The 20334-nt window shown below is 49.5% G+C and carries 19 protein-coding genes and 1 tRNA gene; 12 read left to right on the forward strand and 8 right to left on the reverse strand.

Going from position 1 to position 20334, the window contains the following annotated elements:
- Window positions 1-46: 46 nt before the first annotated feature.
- Window positions 47-2431, reverse strand: a complete 2385-nt coding sequence (locus IX84_RS18560) for a TonB-dependent receptor (RefSeq protein ID WP_044224145.1) — start codon at window positions 2429-2431, stop codon at window positions 47-49.
- Between the two features lie 263 nt (window positions 2432-2694).
- On the opposite strand from IX84_RS18560, the gene IX84_RS18565 reads away from it, so the two are divergent.
- Both IX84_RS18565 and IX84_RS18570 read left to right on the forward strand, forming a co-directional pair.
- Window positions 2695-3708, forward strand: a complete 1014-nt coding sequence (locus IX84_RS18565; RefSeq protein ID WP_044224147.1) for a ligand-binding sensor domain-containing protein — start codon at window positions 2695-2697, stop codon at window positions 3706-3708.
- Complete coding sequence (locus tag IX84_RS18570) at window positions 3709-5529, forward strand: ligand-binding sensor domain-containing protein (protein ID WP_044224149.1); 1821 nt, start codon at window positions 3709-3711, stop codon at window positions 5527-5529.
- Here the strand turns inward: IX84_RS18570 and IX84_RS32180 are convergent.
- Both IX84_RS32180 and IX84_RS31205 read right to left on the reverse strand, forming a co-directional pair.
- On the reverse strand, window positions 5456-6106 hold the full coding sequence (locus IX84_RS32180; RefSeq protein WP_202965271.1) for a transposase: 651 nt from the start codon (window positions 6104-6106) through the stop codon (window positions 5456-5458). The two genes, IX84_RS18570 and IX84_RS32180, sit on opposite strands and share 74 nt — an antisense overlap.
- 82 nt (window positions 6107-6188) lie before the next feature.
- Window positions 6189-6710, reverse strand: a complete 522-nt coding sequence (locus IX84_RS31205) for a helix-turn-helix domain-containing protein (RefSeq protein ID WP_052516199.1) — start codon at window positions 6708-6710, stop codon at window positions 6189-6191.
- Window positions 6711-6792: 82 nt separating this feature from the next.
- On the opposite strand from IX84_RS31205, the gene IX84_RS18585 reads away from it, so the two are divergent.
- From IX84_RS18585 to IX84_RS31210, 3 genes are all read left to right on the forward strand, one after another.
- The gene (locus IX84_RS18585; protein WP_262501659.1) at window positions 6793-7386 is read left to right on the forward strand and encodes a sensor histidine kinase; all 594 of its coding nucleotides are present in this window, start codon (window positions 6793-6795) and stop codon (window positions 7384-7386) included.
- A gap of 138 nt (window positions 7387-7524) precedes the next feature.
- Entirely contained in the window at window positions 7525-8070 is a 546-nt protein-coding gene (locus tag IX84_RS18590) for a hypothetical protein (RefSeq protein ID WP_044224152.1), read from the forward strand.
- Window positions 8067-8615, forward strand: coding sequence for a hypothetical protein (locus IX84_RS31210; RefSeq protein ID WP_052516203.1), 549 nt, complete (start codon window positions 8067-8069; stop codon window positions 8613-8615). The genes IX84_RS18590 and IX84_RS31210 overlap by 4 nt, the downstream gene beginning before the upstream one ends.
- 428 nt (window positions 8616-9043) lie before the next feature.
- Here the strand turns inward: IX84_RS31210 and IX84_RS18605 are convergent.
- Window positions 9044-9120, reverse strand: a tRNA-Arg gene (locus IX84_RS18605).
- A 28-nt stretch (window positions 9121-9148) separates the two neighbouring features.
- Complete coding sequence (locus IX84_RS18610) at window positions 9149-9964, reverse strand: hypothetical protein (RefSeq protein ID WP_044224156.1); 816 nt, start codon at window positions 9962-9964, stop codon at window positions 9149-9151.
- 158 nt (window positions 9965-10122) lie between these two features.
- Between IX84_RS18610 and IX84_RS18615 the strand changes: the two genes are divergently transcribed.
- Window positions 10123-11043 (forward strand): alpha/beta fold hydrolase, encoded by a 921-nt coding sequence (locus IX84_RS18615; RefSeq protein WP_052516204.1) that lies wholly within the window; start codon window positions 10123-10125, stop codon window positions 11041-11043.
- Between the two features lie 19 nt (window positions 11044-11062).
- Window positions 11063-11740, forward strand: a complete 678-nt coding sequence (gene ung / locus IX84_RS18620) for a uracil-DNA glycosylase (protein ID WP_044224158.1) — start codon at window positions 11063-11065, stop codon at window positions 11738-11740.
- Window positions 11741-12035: 295 nt separating this feature from the next.
- Here the strand turns inward: ung and IX84_RS18625 are convergent, their stop codons facing one another.
- The 3 genes from IX84_RS18625 to IX84_RS18635 form a co-directional block, all read right to left on the reverse strand.
- Window positions 12036-12638 (reverse strand): pseudouridine synthase, encoded by a 603-nt coding sequence (locus tag IX84_RS18625; protein WP_044224160.1) that lies wholly within the window; start codon window positions 12636-12638, stop codon window positions 12036-12038.
- Window positions 12638-13735, reverse strand: coding sequence for a redox-regulated ATPase YchF (ychF, locus tag IX84_RS18630; protein ID WP_044224162.1), 1098 nt, complete (start codon window positions 13733-13735; stop codon window positions 12638-12640). Before ychF ends, IX84_RS18625 begins: the two co-directional genes overlap by 1 nt.
- A gap of 92 nt (window positions 13736-13827) precedes the next feature.
- Window positions 13828-14478 (reverse strand): deoxynucleoside kinase, encoded by a 651-nt coding sequence (locus IX84_RS18635; protein WP_044224165.1) that lies wholly within the window; start codon window positions 14476-14478, stop codon window positions 13828-13830.
- 120 nt (window positions 14479-14598) lie between these two features.
- Here IX84_RS18635 and gatC point away from each other — a divergent pair, with 120 nt between their 5' ends.
- The 5 genes from gatC to IX84_RS18660 all read left to right on the forward strand — a co-directional run bounded on the left by gatC (window position 14599) and on the right by IX84_RS18660 (window position 20334).
- Window positions 14599-14895: an Asp-tRNA(Asn)/Glu-tRNA(Gln) amidotransferase subunit GatC gene (gene gatC, locus IX84_RS18640; protein ID WP_044224167.1), complete on the forward strand. Its 297-nt coding sequence runs from the start codon at window positions 14599-14601 to the stop codon at window positions 14893-14895.
- A gap of 6 nt (window positions 14896-14901) precedes the next feature.
- A complete protein-coding gene (locus tag IX84_RS18645; RefSeq protein WP_044224169.1) occupies window positions 14902-15633 on the forward strand; it encodes an ABC transporter ATP-binding protein in 732 nt (243 codons plus the stop codon).
- 59 nt (window positions 15634-15692) lie between these two features.
- Window positions 15693-16250, forward strand: a complete 558-nt coding sequence (locus IX84_RS18650; protein ID WP_044224171.1) for a cob(I)yrinic acid a,c-diamide adenosyltransferase — start codon at window positions 15693-15695, stop codon at window positions 16248-16250.
- Window positions 16251-16318: 68 nt separating this feature from the next.
- Window positions 16319-18406 carry an HD family phosphohydrolase gene (locus IX84_RS18655; protein WP_044224172.1) on the forward strand — a complete coding sequence of 696 codons (2088 nt, stop codon included), beginning with the start codon at window positions 16319-16321 and terminating at the stop codon, window positions 18404-18406.
- A gap of 86 nt (window positions 18407-18492) precedes the next feature.
- On the forward strand, window positions 18493-20334 hold the full coding sequence (locus IX84_RS18660) for a M1 family metallopeptidase (RefSeq protein WP_044224175.1): 1842 nt from the start codon (window positions 18493-18495) through the stop codon (window positions 20332-20334).

Below are 20334 nucleotides of genomic sequence, written 5' to 3' on the forward strand. Positions count from 1 at the left end.
GGAGACAAAGATCTGCCGGGGCATTTGTAGGTTTAGGGCGGGGCGCTTACTCAAAATGCACCTTTACACCGGCAAAAAAAGTCCTCGGGCGTACTGGTCCGTACACGTACCCGGCATCGCGGTCAGCCCCCCGGTCAAAGTCTTCCTGGAAGCTGTTGAAGATGTTTTGGACGCCCCCGAAAATATCAAGGTGGAAGCGGTCATCGAGCTTCAGTTCGTAAGTGATCTTGGAGTTTAGCTCAAAAAATGAAGGCGTGCTTTCCAATACGGTAAATTCAGTTTCCGGGTTTATGATATGCGGCACGTCCATGGTACCTGTAAAGATACCGGACAGGGACAGCTGCAGGGGCTGTACCGGATTGTAATTGGCCATGAAATAGCCATAAGCTGCAGGGGTACGTAGCAAGTATCCGGAGGAGACTATACTATCCTGATTGGTATCATTGACTTCTTCCGGTGCCCAGATTTCTTCCGGCGTGTCATACTGCGCAGTTTGCAGGGTGCCACCCATTTGAAGCATCCATTTGGGGCCGAAAGCAAGGTTGGCCTCAAAATTGGCTCCGGCTACAGTAGCACCGTCACCATTGCGCTTGGTCACGGTAGCGACGCCGCTTGGGAGTTCCATGGCATTAGCCGTGATGAAAGGATTGTCCAGCCGGGTAAAAAAGCCATCCACTACAAAGTTGGATTCAAAGCTTCCCGCGCGGTAGGTGTAATCCAGCGCTGCACTGTAGCTGTGCGAACGTTCCTCCTGAAGGTCTGGGGATAAACGGGTGAACAGGGCTGCTCCCCCTACGGTTTCAATATGCAGATCCTCGTCAAAAGCCTGCGGCGCCCGGTAGCCCTGAGCGTAGGAAAGCCGTAGCTTCAGGTCCGGATTGATGAAATACATAGCCGTCGCTCTGGGCACAAAAATGCTGAAGTCCTGGTCTGCCCTCAGGTCTTCCACGCCAAGGCGGTACATACCGTCAATTCGGAGGTTGTCATATCGCCCCCCCGCCAGCAGCGACCATTTGTCCGTAGGCTTCCATTCTAACTGTGCGTAGGTGCCCCAGGTGCTTACCTGTTGGTCGATCTCCCGGTTGTAGCCGGGCATGGCGTCCAAAACATCATTGTATTGATACTCGGTTCCGGCGGTAAGCATCCATTCCGAACTGATGTTGTAGGTGTATTGCACGCCAGATGCCAGCGACAGATCCTCCGATTCGCCATAGGCATTGAGCGCCAGAATATCGCTTTCAGTCAGCGTATCCTGAGGGCCCAGCACCCGGCCCCCGCCACCGTAATAGCTCTGCCGGTTGACGTGAGTCGCAGAACCGTAAAGTGCAACTTTGTGCCGCTTGTCTCTTGAAAACTGCTCGTATGAGAGCCCGCCCCCCAGAATGTGGTGGTCCAGTTGCTCAGTAATATCTGTTTGGTGGGGTGGCAGGTCAAATTGGTTGCCTCCTCTCCTGAATTCGCTGATATTGAATAAGTTGACTTTGATCTTGCTCAGCTCCGTAGGGTTGTAGAAGGCATCTAATCCAAAGGTGGTGTTTTGTAATTGCGTGATTTCGGAAAAACCATCACCATTGGCATCCCAGGGGTCGCGGTTGCGGTTGAAGGCGAAAAAGCTCATGCCCTTTTTGAGTTGTTCGTCCACTACAGTCCCATTGGCAGAGAGGGTATACTCAGGTGTTTCACCGTTGATTAGCGACAGGTTTGTGCCTGCCTCAAAAGTATTGTCCGTAGGGTCTTTGGTGATGATATTGACCGTGCCGGCAATCGCATTGCCCCCGAATAAGGCGGAACCACCGCCCCGGACTACTTCCACCCGGTCAACCATATTGGAGGGGATCATCTCCAGCCCGTAGACCCCGGCGAGGGCGGAGAAAACCGGGCGGCTGTTGATGAGAATTTGGGTGTACGGTCCATCCAGCCCATTCATTCTTAATTGAGTAAAGCCACAGTTCTGGCAGTTGTTTTCCAACCGCAGCCCGGGCGAAAAGCTCAGCCCTTCGGACAGGCTCAGCGATTGGGTTTGTTCAAAAATTCGGTCATCGATGCGGTTGACCATAACCGGCGCGCGGTGAGCCGGTACGCCATTTCGGGTAGCCGAAACCACGATGTCCTCCAGCCGCAGCACATCTTTTTCCAGCTCTACCGACAGGGCTTGAGTTTGCCCCTTTTCCAGAAATAGCTCCACCTCTTTAGTACGGTAGCCCAGGTAGGAAAAGCGGAGGCGGGCGGGGCCGGCCGGCAGGTTGGTCAATTGGTAATTGCCGTGTTCGTCAGTAACAGTGCCATTGGAAGTGCCTAATAGTAGTACCTGTACGCCCGCGAGCGGTCCGTCGCTGCTTATAATCGTACCGGACACCCGGCTGTCCTGAGCATGTACTGACAACACTCCAAGGAGCATAAAACTCATACAAAATCCAATCCATTTATCCATTTTGCTTTCTGCTTTTTATGGGATACTACACCTTCAAAGTGGGATAGGTTCGCGGATTGGCTTTGTTTTTTAGCAAAATCTAATAAAGTTATGTGTTTAGCTTAATAAAAAATTTAGATGAATCTAAAAAAAACCTGCGAGTTGTTTTTTAACCGCAAAGTGAAAAAACTAATGAAAGAATCAGGTGGCTTACCCGTAAAAACAGCTATATCCAAAGATTCTTTGTTTGTTTTTTTTAGTTTTATAAAAATATTCCTTTTTGGATGAAGCAAGGCTGTACTAAACGACCCAGTGTACTCCGCTCCCTTTCCATTTTCCTTATATGGTGCTTAATTGGGGCCCATACGCCCGTTTATAACCAGGACTTTATCATTGATGATGTCAATCTGCGGCCGCTCAATGGGCGGATTGCACAGACAATCTTTAAAGATGACCTTGGGTTCATCTGGATTGGCACCAATGCCGGGTTGTTTCGGTACGATGGGTTTGATGTCAAGTCTTTTTTTAATATCACAAATGATTCCACCTCTATTTCTGCCAATCATGTGCATTCGATTTGCCAGGATGATGACGGAATAATGTGGATGGGGACCTTAGCCGGCGGGCTCTGCCGGTTTGATCCCAAAACAGAAGCCTTTCGGTCTTTCCAGGCGGATCCGGATGATGAGACGTCCATATCGAACAATAATATTTTCGGGCTTGACATCGACCAGGACGGGAACATTTGGATGGCGACCAATGGCGGAGGGATATCCATACTTCCTGCCAGCGAAAAAAGTAAGCCTAATCCCAAATTTGAAACCCTGGAAGTGCTGACTGGCACCCGTTTGTTCTCCATCATGGTAGACAGCCGCAACTGCTTTTGGACAGGCGTTACAGATGGTAGCATCATAAAAGGGCATATCAACCGGAAAGACCTTAAGGCCTCTAAGATTGAGCGGGAATACGACTGTGCGGGCCCGGGCGATTCACCGCAGCGGGGCAATTTTATTTATAGTATCGCTGAAGATGAGGCTGGGAATGTCTGGGTAGCCACTACCCGGTATGGCGTAAAGAAGATCAGCCCCGGGAGCCTGGAGATGCAGCACTGCGGGCTTGTGAACCCCGGTTCGCCCCGTGCACCGGAAAATTACATTGCTTCTCTGGAAGCTCATCCGGATGGCTTCCTGTTGCTGGGAACGGAGAGGGGAGGCTATCAATTACGAGAAACAGTATCAGGAGCATTTGAGATTGAACTTGTAAAGGGAACAGAAGACTATCAGGTCAGTTCTGCCTAAATGGACCGTGAAGAGAACCTCTGGGTGGCCCTTAGTGAGGGGCGCATCAAAAAACTGACCTTGAACAGGAAAGTCGATTTTGTGCCTACCAATACCGAAAAGGATGCTTTACAGGGAAAGTGGGTGAAGTCTCTGGTGCAGGCTCCGAATGGCCGGTTATGGCTGGGTACCTGGATCAATGGCGGTTTGTTTGAATGGGATGTCAATCCTTCAGAAAAGCCGGAACAATCTGAAATAATCAGGTTGCTGCAGGAAGGGTTGGATGTGGCTCAGCTTTATCTGGACCCTGATCAGGAGTTATGGATTAGCACTTTTGATGACGGGCTGCTGCGCTGGAAGTATGGAGATGAAAACCCAAGGCCTGTCCCGGTAGGCACGAGAGAACAGGAGGGGTTAAGCAGTAATTTTGTGCAGGGAGTCATCAAAGACCCTCATCGAAAAGGGTATTGGATTGGAACGGAAAAGGGGCTGGATTACTACGACCCGCAGGCACAGTATTGGGAGCACTACAAGCAGGACCCATCCAATCCCGGTTCACTTTCAGATAACCGCATACAAAGCAATGCAATGGCCTTTGATGCAGACAACCGGCTTTGGCTGGGGACATGGGGCGGAGGAATCAATTGCCTGCTGCCTGGCGATACGACATTCCGGGTATGGAAAACAGAACGGGGAGACCCGCGCACGATTCCCAAAAACGAAGTGACCTCTCTGCTTGTAGATCACTCCGGCGCCCTTTGGGTTGGTACTTTTGAAGGCGGTCTGGCAAAAGCTATAGCCAGAGATTCGGCCGGGCTGCCTGCGGTTTTCCGCCGCTTCAGTATTTCGGATGGCCTGCCGGGCAACCGGATTTTTTCCCTGGTTGAGGACCAGAAGGGGCGCATATGGGGGAGTACTAATTTTGGGCTGTTCAGCATCGATTCCACGTACACCATTCGCAGCTTCGATAAAGAGGATGGTATTGGCGTGGTGGATTTCTTCTTCTGCGGAGGGCGCGCCCTTGAAGATGGGCGGATTGCCTTTGGTGGCACCTTTGGCATGGTCGTTTTTCATCCGGACAGTTTAATGAGCAACAACTACAAAGGCAAGGTAGTGCTCACGGATTTCAGCATACCCAATAGCGCTACTGTGATGGACAGCGCGATCACCTATCTAAACGAGATTACCTTGTCTCATCCGGACAATGCCTTTACCATTGGCTTTTCTGAGCTGAATTTCCAGCAGTACAATTATCGCAACTTCACCTATAAGTTATCAGGCGTAGACGAAGACTGGAACCGGATGATTGGCCAGAATCAGGTGACCTACCTTAATTTGCCGTATGGAGAATTTACTTTTGAAGTATTCAGTGGTGACCGCTCAGGAGAAGGGCGGCAGTTGAAAGTGAAGGTCATTCCACCATGGTGGAAAAGCCGTCCATTCCAGTTTTTAGTGGTTTTGCTGGGGCTTATTTTGCCATTTCTGCTTGTTCTGCTGCATAACCGGAATGTGAGGATTCAAAATACGAGGCTGGAAGCAAAGATCAATCAGCGGACTGAAGAAATCGAGGAGTTGAATGAACTGCTTCAAAACCAGAATGATGAATTGGAGCGGCAGGTGCAGGCCCGTACCCAAGCCCTGGAGGAAAACAACCGCAGCCTGATGCAGAAGAATGCCGAAATGGAGCGTTTTAACTACATTGCTTCCCATGACCTGAAAGAACCCCTGCGCAACATATCTAGTGCCTCCGGCACTAGAAAAGCGTATTTTATTTCTTTCGGTCAAAGCCTTGGAATTTCCACTTCAGAGGCTTTGCCAGATAGGAATTGTAATATTCGGTAAAGTTTTCGATTCTGGCTATCAAGCTTTCAATAGAATCGAAGCTTTGATGATTAAGTGCTTTTCGCTGAAGGTGCCCAAACCAGTTTTCGATGGGATTGAGCCATGAACAGTGCTTAGGCGTGAAAAGAAATCGAATGGCATGATGGTCAACTTCGAGGAAAGCTTTACGAGTGCTCTTTGATTTGAGTACCCCACTTTTGCCTTTAACGCCCAAGTCTCCCACATAACCAATTTGAGAAGCCACCCACTCGACCAAAGATGCTGACATATGGGTGTTGAGCTGGTCAACAAGAAAGACGGCCTGTTGGCCTTCCTGCAACACAGCAGTAGTACGCTGAATAAAGCATAGAAAGTCCAGTTCGGTACGAGTAGGATGAATGCGGTAACTGATTAGTTGTCCGGTAGCGACATCCTGAGCCGCCATCAGCGTGGTAGTGCCATGGCGTTTGTATTCATACTCTACACGCCGGTCTCTGCCTGGCCTAAGAGGCTGGCTCTTACGCTCTAATGCCTGGATGCCTGTTTTCTCGTCTACACTGAACAGGCGTATGTCCTTGTTCAGCCCTGAGATGACCAATAGGATTAGCTTGCAGATCGTTCGTACCCGTTGGGCGAAGGCCTCCCAATCGTCGATGTGGGGGAAGAGCCAATAACGGTTCTTATGCGGACGTACCTCCCGATTTTTTTAAAATGTTCCTCACATGACTGGGGGAAATCTTATCTACTATTTTTTGTTCCATGGCCATTTGGGCGAGCGTGTCTCTAGTCCAGGCCCCTTGAGGAAGCCCATAATCAGAGGGCTTTTTACACGCCAGAGCGACAATTTGTTCCTTTTGCGCTTGAGTGATGCGTGGCTTCACCCCGCTACGTGCACGGTCAGAAAGGACTAAATCCATTTGTTTGCCTAGTTCATGGTCGCTGATTGGTTTTCCAGCGCAATCCACTTCCAGGGCTTCGAGCCGCCCCTGATTGTCTGCCCATCGAGTATACCAGCGTATGCCTACATCCGCACGCAGCCCTAGGTCCTTAGCTGAGCTAAAGGCACTTTTGCCCTCTAGCATACCGTGGAGGAGAGCATAGCGTTGATGCAGCCGATGGCTAAGATGACCTTGCTTTAGGCGTTTGCTTACCAACGAACGCTGTCTTGGACTTGCTTCTAAGGGTGGGAGTGCTTTTGCCATACTTGAATTATCTTTATGATTGAGCATAAAGATAATTCAAATACTATAATCTAGTGCCGGAGGCACTAGTTTTGCCGGCCTGCTGAGCCGGCACCTGCCTAATCCCAAGGCTCAGGCCCGGGAGTACCTGCAGATCATCCAAAGCAATGCGAAGCGGATGAACACGCTGATTGAAGACCTTCTGGAATACAGCCGGGTGGCTAATATTGATCATCTTAAGGAACGGGTGGATTTGCATGCCGTTTTGGAGGAAGTTCGCACTTTAATCAGGGAAGGAGAGCCCACAGGAGGCGCGATCGTTGAGACAGAAAAGCTGCCCGTCATTACCGGCAATAAAACTCAACTCTTTCTCCTGTTTAAAAATCTGATTTCTAATGGGCTGAAATACAATTCGGCTCCTGATCCGGAAGTACAGTTGAGTTATGAAAAAAGCAGCTGCTGGCACATCCTGAAGTTTGCAGATAATGGTATTGGTATTGAGCCCCAATATCAGCAAAAGGTATTCGAAATGTTCACCCGGCTTCACGACCGGTCGAAGTACGAGGGTTCAGGGCTTGGCCTGGCGATATGCCGGAATATAGTCCATCGGCATAATGGGACCATTGAGTTGGAAAGCCAGATAGGCAATGGGAGTGTTTTTACGGTGAAATTGCCAGTCGTGGGGGAGGAGGGGTGATCCCGGCAGTGTTGGCTGCGCCCTTCCTTTGGGCTCCGAGGTCAAAAACTTAACCTAGGAAAATCACTACTAAACCAGTTTGTGCTACAATTTGCGAACCTTCCAAAAAAATGTAGTTTTAAGTCCTAATTTTAAGTCATGTTGAAAGCTACATTAGACCAGCTCAAAGAGGGATTTCCTGCGATTTCAAAAAATATCGGACAGTATCTGGCAGAGGGAGGCGCGTTCTGTCTAGAAGCTCACGGGCACAAGTCTGGTGTAGCTCTGGAAATCCTGGGCGATTATCCGAAAACTGTTGAGCTCTATTGGAGCAATGTTGTAGATACACAGGTTACAAGAGCTTGGAATGACAGTCAAGAAGCAACTGAATACGGAGCCGTAGCAATTGCCATTGTCATTCTTTCTAAACTGACATCTTATTCCATTATCGAACGATCTTTCAAAGGAACAGGTTTTGATTATTGGCTTGGTGATGGAGAATACGACGAAAATTTGCTACCTTTTCAACAGCGAAAGGCAAAGCTGGAAGTTTCAGGTATCTGGAAAGAAGCAGAAACCAATACAGTTGATTCCAGAGTTAATCTGAAACGTCGGCAAATTGATTCTCATGGTGAGGATAATTTTCCAGCAATAATCATTGTAGTGGAATTTGGAACACCCAAAGCAAAAATGATCGATCAATGAATATTGTAACAGTGCTTCACAATAAGGCTATGGAGTTTGCGGATGAGGCCCTTCTGGCAAAGATGGAAGGGAATCGAGATGTTTCCCATTCTTTATTTGAGAAGGCCTTTTCCCTTGAGAAGGAGGCTACGACGTTAATCGATCAAAAAAATGATTCCTGGTATATTCTGGTTCGAAGTGCTGCTTCTCTGGCACTTAATTGCGGTAGGTTTCAGGATGCAGAATCATTAATTCAAATGGGCTTATCTGGCACTCCTCCCAGTTTTATTGTTAAGGAATTGAAAGACTTGAGCAATACTTTGTCAGATGCTAATAAGAAAAAAGTTAGTGAAGTGGACGTGATTGGAATAATAACCTATGCTAATGCTGAAGAAAGTCAAATCCGGTTGCAAGATCTAAAGTCCAAGGAAATTTATATCATTTCTGTTCCCAGCCACTTAATCAACGAAATTGTAAAATCCTATTGGGCAGATGTGGTTCAGGTAAAGGCACAGAGAAAAGCAACGGGTATCATTGTTTTGAATGAGATAACTAAGGCGGCCTAGGTAGCCTTAGCAGTGGACATCAGGACTTGATTCTAACTTCGACATTGCTAAGGTTGAAATAAACACAAAACATAATAGGGTTTTCATTAAGGTAGGCTATTGCCCTTCCTTTGGGCTCCAAGGTCAAAAACCTGCAGCCTGCTCGCTGCGCTCGTGCAGGCTATTGCATTTGTCTGCTCCTGCAAAAGGGTTTTGCACCGCTGCCAAATACAACAGCCTGCACCCCTCTGGGGCACAGGCTGCTGCTTTCTCTGGTGATCCCGGTAGGGTTGGCTGCGCCCTTCCTTTGGGCTCCAAGGTCAAAAACCTGCAGCCTGCTCGCTGCGCTCGTGCAGGCTGTTGCATTTGTCCGCTCCTGCAAAAAGGTTTTGCACCGCTGCCAAATACAACAGCCTGCACCCCTCTGGGGCACAGGCTGCTGCTTTCTCTGGTGATCCCGGTAGGGTTCGAACCCACGACCTGCGGATTAGAAGTCCGCCGCTCTATCCAACTGAGCTACGGGACCGGTACTGGACTGCAAATAAAACAAAAAATTAGTATAGTTCAGCTTCTATATTTACTTTTTCCCGCCTTTTCAATCCTTTTAAACCGTAGTTTTGATGGATGAATTCCCAAAGGCGTTCTTTTTCTGGTAAGTTGCCAATGCTTTTAAGCTCATCAAGTTCATGCTTCACTTCATTGAGCCGAAGGCGCTTGTCTGTTGCCTTCTGATCAATGGCCTTTGCAATATGTTCCGCAGAAGCAAGAGCGTCTTTTAGCTCCTTCCAGCTTAATCCTATGGGATGATGAAGGGGAGAGGTGAGATCCGGGATGTCTTTCAAAGTCCTTGCAGTAACCATGCCGCCATTGTGTGCCGCTGCACACCGCAGTTTATAAAACCTCTGCCATTTGGTCAGGTTTGTTCCAAAATCGAGATGAAAAAGCAATTGTGCATATTTAAGAGGTTCAGGCAAGGAAGACCTGCTCAAAATAGGCCGACCAATAGCATTCCCTATGGCATCGAGCTTTTTCGCGTTTTTGCTCTTATACCCATTGCTGTATAGATGCCAAAACGTTATTTCTTTTAGATAGCTTTCAAGATTAGCAGCACAAATAACCAGTAAATGAAGCCTTGACCGATTAAGGTATTCTGGCGCCCACTGTTTGGTTTCTTCCACAGTATGGAAGTGTCGCATTGCAGGAATATCCATATTGAGAGCATTGAGGGTCTGGGTTGCTTTGTCTTTCATTTCCAGTACCTGCCCGAGTGCTTCGTGGCTGATCACCTGTGTCCAATATAAACGGTTGAGCTCATATTGCTTACCCTGAAACCTCCTGAAGGCAAGACTTGGAGCCCATTCTTTTGTCATTGAGGAGGTTGAAGGTGGGGTGTTTTCAAACATTACTTTTCTTAGAATGTTAATTCAATGGTGTAAATCTATTAAATAAAGATAAAGTGGTCAATTAGAGGTCAGATCAATAGTGAAAAAAACTTTATCAATACAATTAGCTTATAATTGGACATCCCGTGAAAAAAATCGTTAAGAAGAAAAGAATCTACTTTTCCTTCGCATTCCTCCTCCTCCTCATTTATGGATATGACTTTATGGAAATGCGGATCAGTACGCCCACTTACCAGAAAATTTTGGCTGAAAACCCACTTGGTCTGCAGGCCGAATTTGGTACACTCTCTACTGAGGACCGTGAATTGCGTTATCTGGAAATTGGGCAGGACTCCCTTCCCTTAGTCGTTTTTATCCACGGTGCGCCCAGTTCTTCTTCTTTTTGGCGGACTTTTCTAAAAGACACGAGCCTTTTGGCAAAAGCCAAGCTGATGGCAGTTGACCGGCCAGGCTATGGTTATTCCGGTTACGGAAAGCCTGAAATATCAGTAAAGAAACAGGCGGCTCTGATCGCCGAAGTGATCAGAGAAAAGCGGGGGCAGCATCCCTCGGTTATTCTGCATGGTTCGAGTTACGGTGGTACCGTGGCGGCTCGTATTGCTATGGATTTCCCGGACCTCGTTGATGGAATTCTGCTGCAATCGGCATCTCTCATGCCCGGTAAGGAAAAGACTTTCACCTTCACCCATATCACTAAGCACTGGCCATTTCGCTGGCTTTTGCCTGGCTCCATTCACGTGGCAAACATGGAAAAGCTGAGCCATAAGATGCAGCTGGATTCGATGGCCGGGCTATGGGATCGTATTAAAAGCGCAGCTATCATCCTGCACGGCGATGCCGACAACCTCATCTATCCCGAAAATGCTATATTCGCCAACGAGCGGCTGGTCAATGCGTCGTTTTTAGAATTCAAACTGCTGGAGGGGCGCAAGCATGACCTGCTTTGGACCAAACGGCAATTGCTGGAGCAGTCGCTGGAGAAACTTATACAGATCACTTCCGGAAAATATGCCGGAATAGACGGATTATCTTCCGTGCAGGACTAAACAATGATCAGCTAAGCGCATGAGCCAGGTAAAAATCGAAGAAAGTTGGAAAGCAGTCCTGGAGCAGGAGTTCCAACAACCTTATTTCCAAAGTATTGCCACTTTTTTGAAAAAGGAAAAGGCCGCCGGGAAAAAGATTTATCCGCCCGGAAGTCTCATCTTCAATGCCTTTAATACCACGCCTTTCGATAAAGTCAAAGTAGTGATTTTGGGGCAGGACCCCTACCACAACCCGGGGGAAGCTATGGGGCTGTCATTCTCAGTGCCTAAAGGCGTCCGGGTGCCGCCTTCCCTGCGCAATATTTACAAAGAACTGCAGTCCGATCTTGGCATTGCTCCGCCCAGTCACGGCGACCTGACGGCATGGGCAGCGCAGGGCGTCTTCCTGCTGAACGCCATGCTGACTGTAGAGCATAAAACGGCCGGCGCACACCAGAAAATTGGCTGGCAGGATTTTACAGATGCGGTCATCCGTAAATTATCAGAAAAGCGCGAGGGGCTGGTATTTATGCTGTGGGGTGGTTTTGCCCGCAAGAAAAAAACGCTGATTGACGCGGACAAACACCTGGTCCTTGAAGCTGCACACCCTTCTCCGCTTGCAGGAGGTGCTTACTTTGGCAGCGCCCACTTTTCCAAAGCCAATGAATACCTCAAGTCGAAAGGTAAAAACCCTGTCGACTGGCGAATCAGCGAATAAACCCGCTCGCTGGCAGGAGTCAGATTGTCGCGATCCTTTGTATTTTTTTGGCTTGTTAGGCATCCATCGATTCTATCTCGGACATTTTTACAGATGTTTAGGCATGGAGCGTTCGGTATCCGGGCAAGTGTAGACTCCTTCCGAATCCTTTTTAGAGATTTACGGTCTGTGTACGAGTTGCATGATGATTATGCGCAATACGAAGTGGTCACCGACGATAAATGTCGGGATCTTGGATTTGTGACATCGCGGGCAAACCACTTAATCGTCAGTATAAACCTTGCAGGAAATGAGTTTACTGCGGAGTGATTTTTAGCTTGCTAAGAATGGTAGAGTGGTCCAGCGCTTTGACCTGCCCGGGGGGCAACCCGCTAAGGTTCAGCTGTTGAATCTGGGTACGGACAAGGCGCAGTACCGGAAACCCAACCGCCGCACACATCCGCCGCACCTGACGATTCTTACCCTCAGTCAGTTGGATGGACAGCCAGCTATCCGGCACGGTTTTGCGGAATCGGACGGGCGGGTCGCGTTCCGGGAGGGGAGGAGGAGAGGTGAAAAGCTCTACTCTGGCAGGCCGCGTGCGGTGGGTTTGCTTTTTGATGCGTATGGCAACGCCCTTTCGCAATTGAGACAACGCTTCGCGGTCCGGAATACCTTCGACCTGCACCCAGTAAGTGCGGGGGTGCTCAAATTTTGGGTCAAGCAGCCGGTGGGTCAGTGCCTTGTCATTGGTAATGATGAGCAAGCCTTCGCTGTCCTTATCAAGCCGCCCTACCGGATAAACATCCCCGGGGAAATCATAGAGGTCCCCGAGCACGCGATGATCAGGGTGCTCCCGCGTAAACTGACTGAGCACCCCGTAAGGTTTATTAAGGATATAGTATCGGAGGTCGGACATTATACGTTGAAACGGAAGTGCATGACATCGCCATCGGTTACCACGTACTCTTTGCCTTCCACTGCCATTTTGCCAGCTTCCTTGACCGCCTGCTCTGAGCCCAGGCTTACATAGTCGTTGTACTTGATAACCTCGGCCCGGATGAAGCCTTTTTCAAAATCGGTGTGAATGACGCCTGCTGCCTGTGGGGCTTTCCAGCCATCCTGAATGGTCCAGGCACGGACTTCTTTAACACCGGCAGTAAAGTAAGTGATGAGGTTGAGGAGCTTATAGGTGGCACGAATCACCCGGTTAACACCCGGCTCGTCCAGCCCCATGTCGTTTAGAAACTCAAGGCGCTCTTCTTTGGTTTCCAGTTCAGCAATATCAGCTTCAATAGCCGCACTGACGAGAATGACCTCCGCAGGCTCACCGGCTACAGCCGCTTTAAAACGCTCGGAGTGCTCATTGCCATCATTCACAGCGTCCTCTTCCACGTTGCACACGTAAAGGATAGGTTTAGCCGTAAGCAGGAACATCTCCTTCAGCAGGGCTTGTCCGGCTTCGTCCAGCTCAATAGCCCGGGCAGGTTTTTCATCCTCCAGGTGGGCCAGTATTTTCTGGCTAATTTCCAGGTTCCTCAGGTCTTCCTTATTATTGCTTTTAGCCTGCCGCTTGAAGCGGTCTACCTGTTTTTCGACAGTCTCAATATCCTTGAGCAGCAGCTCAGTATCAATTGTTTCCTTATCGCGCACCGGGTCTACATTGCCATCCACGTGGACCACATTGCCTTCATCAAAGCAGCGCACCACATGCACTATCGCATCCACTTCCCGGATATTGGCCAGGAACTGATTGCCCAGGCCTTCCCCCTGACTCGCGCCTTTGATCAGGCCGGCAATATCAACAATCTCAATCGTGGTAGGCTGTACCTTTTGTGGATTGACCAGCTCCGCCAGTTTGTCAAGGCGGGGGTCAGGAACAGTGATGATGCCCACGTTGGGGTCTTTGGTTGCGAATGGATAATTGGCTGCCAGTGCTTTGGCTGAGGTCAGCGCATTAAACAGGGTAGATTTTCCAACATTGGGAAGCCCCACGATACCCGCCTTTAGTGCCATATGCTGTATTTGATTGAAAGTAAACGTAACTGGCAACCGGCATTACCGCCGCCTGCCCAATATTTAACAAGGCCGCAAAGGTAAGCAATTGGTTAGAATAAACCGTGCAGCTCTCCGTTAACCTGATTGACAATATTGCCCATATCCTCCGGATTGCGCATAAAGTCAATATGATCAGCGTTGATGACGAGGAGCCTTCCCTCTTTGTAGCTGCTGATCCAGTTTTCGTAGCGTTCGTTGAGCCGCTTGAGGTAATCCAGGCTCATATTGCCTTCGTAGTCCCGGCCACGCTCCTGAATATGCTCCACAAGGGTGGGAATACTGGCTTTAAGGTAAATCAGCAGGTCTGGCGGCTGAATCTGTGAAGACATGGTCTTGAACAGATCAAAGTAATTTTGGAAGTCCCGGGTGGACATCAGCCCCATATCGTGCAGGTTGGGCGCAAAGATATAGGCATCTTCGTAAATGGTGCGGTCCTGTACTACGGTGCGGTCACCGGACAGGATTTTCAGGACCTGCTGGTAACGGTTATTCAGGAAAAACACCTGCAGATTGAAGGACCACCGCTGCATGTCTTCGTAAAAATCGCTCAGGTAGGGGTTGTCGTTGGCAGATTCGTAGTGGACATCCCAGCCAAAATGATGGCCCAATTTTTCTGAAAGGGTGGTTTTGCCCGCTCCGATGTTACCCGCTATAGCAATATGTTTTATATTTGGCGGCGACTTCGCGCTGTTTTCGCTCATTTTCTTCAGGATTTCCTGCGAAAATATAAAAGATAGCGGAAATAATCGGGACCAATCCGCTCCTTCGATGGTAAATGGTTGTTTACCGATGATTTAGCGCCAAACATCTAATATTTTATCATGAAAATTGACGAGTCCTTAATATTGAAGCTGGAACAACTGGCTCGTTTGCAATTATCCACTGCTGAGCGCACGGCCATTCAGGAGGATTTGAACCGGATCCTGGAGATGGTCGAAAAGCTGGAAGAACTGGATACCGAAGGCATTGAGCCCCTGACCTACATCAATGAGGACGTAAATGTCCTGCGGGAAGATGTGGTACGCGGGCAAACCGGTCGTGCTGATGCGCTCCGGAACGCACCGGATCAGGACAGCGAGTATTTTCGGGTACCCAAAGTGATACCTTCAAAAAAATAAAAATTTATGCAGCCCATCATCGCCGTTAAGGGACTTACCAAAACCTATACCATGGGTACCACCAAGGTCCATGCCCTGCGCGGTGTAGATCTGGATATCCAAGCCAATGAATACCTGGCCTTAATGGGGCCTTCCGGTTCGGGAAAGTCTACCCTGATGAATTTGCTGGGCTGCCTCGATACGCCTACAAGTGGCGAATACTGGCTCAACAGCACGAATGTATCCACTATGGACGATGATGAGCTTGCCGAAGTCCGTAATAAGGAGATTGGCTTCGTTTTCCAGACCTTCAACCTGCTCCCGCGATTGTCAGCTTTGGAGAATGTAGCGCTGCCTCTGGTATACGCCGGGCAATCCAAGTCTGCCCGTCTTGACCGCGCCCGTGAGGTCCTCACTGAAGTAGGGCTGGGCGACCGGGTGGACCATAAGCCCAATGAGCTCTCCGGCGGTCAGCGGCAGCGGGTCGCTATTGCCAGGGCGCTGGTAAACAGGCCTTCCATCATTCTCGCGGATGAGCCTACCGGTAACCTCGACACGAAAACCTCCATTGAGATTATGGGCATCTTCGAGCGCATCCATGAAATGGGCAACACCGTGATTCTCGTCACCCACGAACCTGATATTGCCGAGCACTGCCATCGTATGGTCCGTCTTCGGGACGGTGAAGTGGAAGTCGATCAGCGCAACGAAAATATTGTTAAAGCCAGCGATCCTACCCACCGCTACAACCAAGAATGATATTTTTTTAAAACCTCCGGCTCCTGCTGCTTGTTGACCCATGAAAACGACAACCAATTATGGGTTTCAAAATCTATACAAAAACAGGTGATGCCGGCACCACTGGCCTTTTCGGTGGCAAACGCCTGCCTAAGAGCCACCTCCGAATTGAAGCATACGGTACTGTTGATGAACTGAATGCGCACATTGGTATGGTCCGGGATCAGTTCACAGAGCCTGCTGTACGGGCATTGCTCAAAGACATTCAGGACCGCCTGTTCACCATCGGGGCCAACCTGGCTTCCGATCCGGATAAAGATATGCCCGTGCCCGATATTCAGGCTACCGATATTGAAGCCCTGGAAAAGGCTATGGATGAAATGGACGAAGTGCTTCCTGAACTAAAGAACTTCATTCTGCCGGGTGGGCACCCTGCCGTTTCGAGTGCGCACATCGCCCGCTGTGTCTGTCGCCGGACAGAGCGACTCGTGGTAGCCCTGTCTCAGGAATCCCGGGTAGAGCCTGTTGTTGTGCAGTACCTCAACCGCCTGTCGGACTACCTGTTTATCCTGGCCCGTTTTATTGGCTACTCCAAAGGGATTGATGAGGTGGTGTGGGCACCGCGTAAAAAAGGTTGACCGGAGCGCGCCGCCCTACATTGAGCAAAGGCGTGGTTCATAAGCCCTAAAACCGTATCTTTACCCCTATGAGTGCATGGAAAACGACGATAGAAGGGCTTCCTACATTGGTCAAATACCTCATGGTGGCTGGTGTGGTAGCCATCATCAGCTTCCTGTTCCCGAACAATGTAAAGTTCAAATACGAATTTGACAAGGGGCAGCGCTGGCGCTATGAGGACCTTCGGGCACCCTTTGACTTCGCTATTCTCAAACCGGACCAGGAAATTGAACAAGAGAGAGCCCGTATAAAGGATAGCTTTTCACCTTATTACGAGCAGCTGCCTTCCATCACTGAAATGCAGATTACGGGCTTTGAGGACCGGTTTACGGCGCAATTGGAGGAAATCAACGAAGAGCAGTTTCCGGATGTCACCCGCAATCCGGATAAATACCGTACCTACGGCAAAAACCTGCTGCAGGATTTGTATAAGGCAGGCATCGCAGAGCTGGACAAAGCGCACAAAGACAAACCGGCGGACTTTGTAGTGAATGTGCTTAGGGGCAATACCACTCACCCCCAGACTTTGGAAAACCTGACTACGGTGCCGGAAGCAGAAGCCTCTCTGTCGGAGTCCTTGCCGTACAGTAAACTGGCGGAGTCTGACTTTCTCTACGGCCTGCTGGAGTCGTCTATCGCTCCCAATGTTATCTACAATGACACTCTTAGCCAGCGCTTGCTGGCAGAAGAGCTAAGCCAGGTGGGCCTCTACCGGGGACGAGTATCCAAGGGCGACCTCATCGTAACCGAAAACGGCTATATCACTGAAGAAATCTATCTAAAGCTCCAATCCTTCAAAGCCAAGTACCGGGAGGAAGTAACGGAGGAGCAGTCTTATACTGGTGTTCTGGCAGGATACGCCCTGCTGTCCACTCTTATTATTGGCATCTTCCTGTTGTATGTGCGCTTGTATGCTCAGGCGGTCTTCTCCCGCTTCAATAAGCTGGTCTTCATCATGCTCTGGCTGGTGGCGTTCAGTTATCTGGTGTACGCAGTAGAACAGGTGGCATTGCTCAGTACCTACATGATCCCGTTTTGTATCGTACCGATTGTCATCAAAAACTTTTATGATGAGCAGCTGGCTTTATTCACCCATCTGGTGGTGATATTACTGGCGAGTTTCCTGTCTTCTCTGGGGTATGAGTTTACTTTCCTTCAGATTCTTGCCGGTATTGTCGTACTGCTCAGCGATGTGGACACGAGGGACTGGACCCGGTTCTTCTATTCCATCCTGTATATTTTTGTAGTGTACCTGCTCGGATATGTCGGGCTCTCACTAATTCAGGAAGGTAATTATCAGGATATTGACTTGTCGGTATTGTCCTGGTTAGCGATCAGCGCGTTCATGACCCTGCTGGCCTATCCGCTCATCCCGTTGCTGGAACGGTTCTTTGGTTTTACTTCATCGATCTCGCTGGTGGAGTTGTCTGATATGAACCGGCCGTTGCTCCGGCAGTTAGCCAATAAAGCACCGGGCACCCTTCAGCATTCCCTTCAGGTCGCTAACTTATCAGAAGAAGCCGCCCGTGCCATCGGTGCAAACCACCTGCTGGTGAAAGTCGCTGCCCTGTACCACGATATAGGAAAGACCCTACAGCCTTCCTTTTTTATTGAAAACCAAAGTAATAAAAGCCCGCACCTGGATATTTCTGATAAGGAAAGTGCTGAAATCATTATCAGCCACGTCACAGAGGGCGTGAAAATGGCTAAAAAAGCCCGCCTCCCCAACGTTTTAATCGACTTCATCACCTCCCATCACGGCACGACCCGGGTAGAATACTTCTACCGCAATTACATTAAAGATCATCCGGACGAGGAAGTGGACGAACAGGATTTTCGCTATCCCGGCCCCAAGCCCGTCACCAAGGAAGAGACCATTCTCATGCTGGCGGACAGTATAGAGGCGGCTTGCAAAAGCCTGAAAAACCCAACAGAGGAGGCACTGCTGGAACTGATCGATAAAATCATAGCCGGTAAAATGGCGATGGGGCAACTGGAAGACTCTGAGCTGACCTTCTCTGAGCTGGAAACCTGCAAAACGGTTTTTCAGCAACTCATGCGCAGTGTACACCATGTGCGCATTGAGTACCCGGAAGAGCAGCAATCTGAGGAATAGCTCCCAATTTTTGCACCCGGATGATCAGGGATGGCTTGTTACCTTTGCCAATGACTTAGGCTTTAGAAACACAATCAATTGACTATATGAAAATTTGGTATTCTCTTTTTTTCTGTTGCATCACAGTAGCCGCCCTGCAGGCACAACCCGACCGATGGCAGCAGGCTGCAAAATATACGATGGATATCGACTTTGATGTCAAGAAACATCAGTTCGATGGTAAACAAACATTGGTCTACACCAATAATTCACCAGATACCCTGCACCGGGCCTTTTATCACCTGTACTTCAATGCGTTCCAGCCGAACAGCATGATGGATGTACGCTCCCAAAACCTGAAGGACTCGGACCCACGGGTAGGAGGCCGGATTGGTGAGTTGGAGCCGGATGAGATCGGCTACCATGAAATCAACAGCCTTACCGTGGATGGGAAAAAGGCCACCTTTGAAGTCGTGGGCACCATCCTGGAAGTACAATTGCCTCAGCCCATTCTGCCTAATTCGAAAGCCGTTTTTGAAATGGAGTTCGAGTCGCAGGTGCCGGTACAAATCCGCCGTTCCGGACGCGATAATGCCGAGGGGATTTCCTACTCCATGGCTCAGTGGTACCCCAAGATGGCAGAATACGACTATCAGGGGTGGCATGCCAATCCCTATGTAGGCCGGGAGTTTTACGGCATCTGGGGCGATTTTGACGTGACCATTCATATCGACAGCGAGTACATCATCGGTGCTACGGGCTACCTGCAAAATCCGAAAGAAATCGGTCACGGGTATACCGATAAAGCTGTGAAGGTGAAAAAAGGCAAAAAACTTTCCTGGAATTTTGTCGCTCCGGATGTGCACGACTTTGTCTGGGGTGCCGATCCTGACTATACCCATACCACCTACGAGCGGGAAGATGGTATGGTGATGCACTTCTTCTACCAGGAGAACGAGCGCACCAAAGAGAACTGGGAAGCCCTGCCCGCTATCATGGACGAGGCATTTGCATTCATCAATGAAAACTACGGGCAGTACCCTTACGAACAATACTCCTTCATTCAGGGAGGCGATGGCGGTATGGAATATCCAATGGCGACCCTGATTACCGGCGAGCGCAGCCTGCCCAGTCTGGTAGGCGTATCGGTACACGAGCTCATGCATAGCTGGTACCAAATGCTGCTGGGTACCAACGAAGCCCTGTACGCCTGGATGGACGAAGGCTTCACCAGCTGGGCCAGTAGTAATGTGATGAACCACCTGCGCGAAAAGGGTTTGATTCCCGGCGAAGCTTCCGATAATCCTCACCTGGGCTCCTACATGGGCTACGCTAATTTCTCCCAAAGCGGGCTGGAGGAACCCCTGATCACCCATTCGGACCACTTTAATACTAATTCCGCTTACGGCGTGGCTTCCTATGTGAAAGGCGCTGTTTTCCTGGAGCAACTCAAGTACATCATCGGGGAAGATGCCTTCGATCAGGGCATGCTCCGCTACTTTGATACCTGGAAGTTCAAGCACCCCAACTCCAATGACTTCATCCGTATCATGGAGAAGCAATCCATGATAGAGCTGGACTGGTACCGCGAATATTGGATTAACACCACACATACCATAGACTACGGCATTGAGAACGTGAAGGTCGATGGGCGTACCGCCGTAGCTGTACTGAACCGGGTAGGCATTATACCTATGCCTGTGGAGGTGGAAGTGGTGCTTACCGATGGCACGAGCAAGCGGATACTCGTGCCGCTGCGTATCATGCGTGGCCACAAACCACTGAATGATATGGAGCTGGCTGAAGACTGGCCATGGACGCACCCTCAGTATGAGCTGGACCTGGGTGTGAAAGCCAAAGACATCGAAAAGGTGGTGATCGATCCCGATTTTGGCATGGCCGATATTGACCGGGAGAACAACACTTACGAAATGATCAGCGACGAATAA

Source organism: Phaeodactylibacter xiamenensis (assembly GCF_000759025.1).
Classification (GTDB): Bacteria; Bacteroidota; Bacteroidia; order Chitinophagales; family Saprospiraceae; genus Phaeodactylibacter; species Phaeodactylibacter xiamenensis.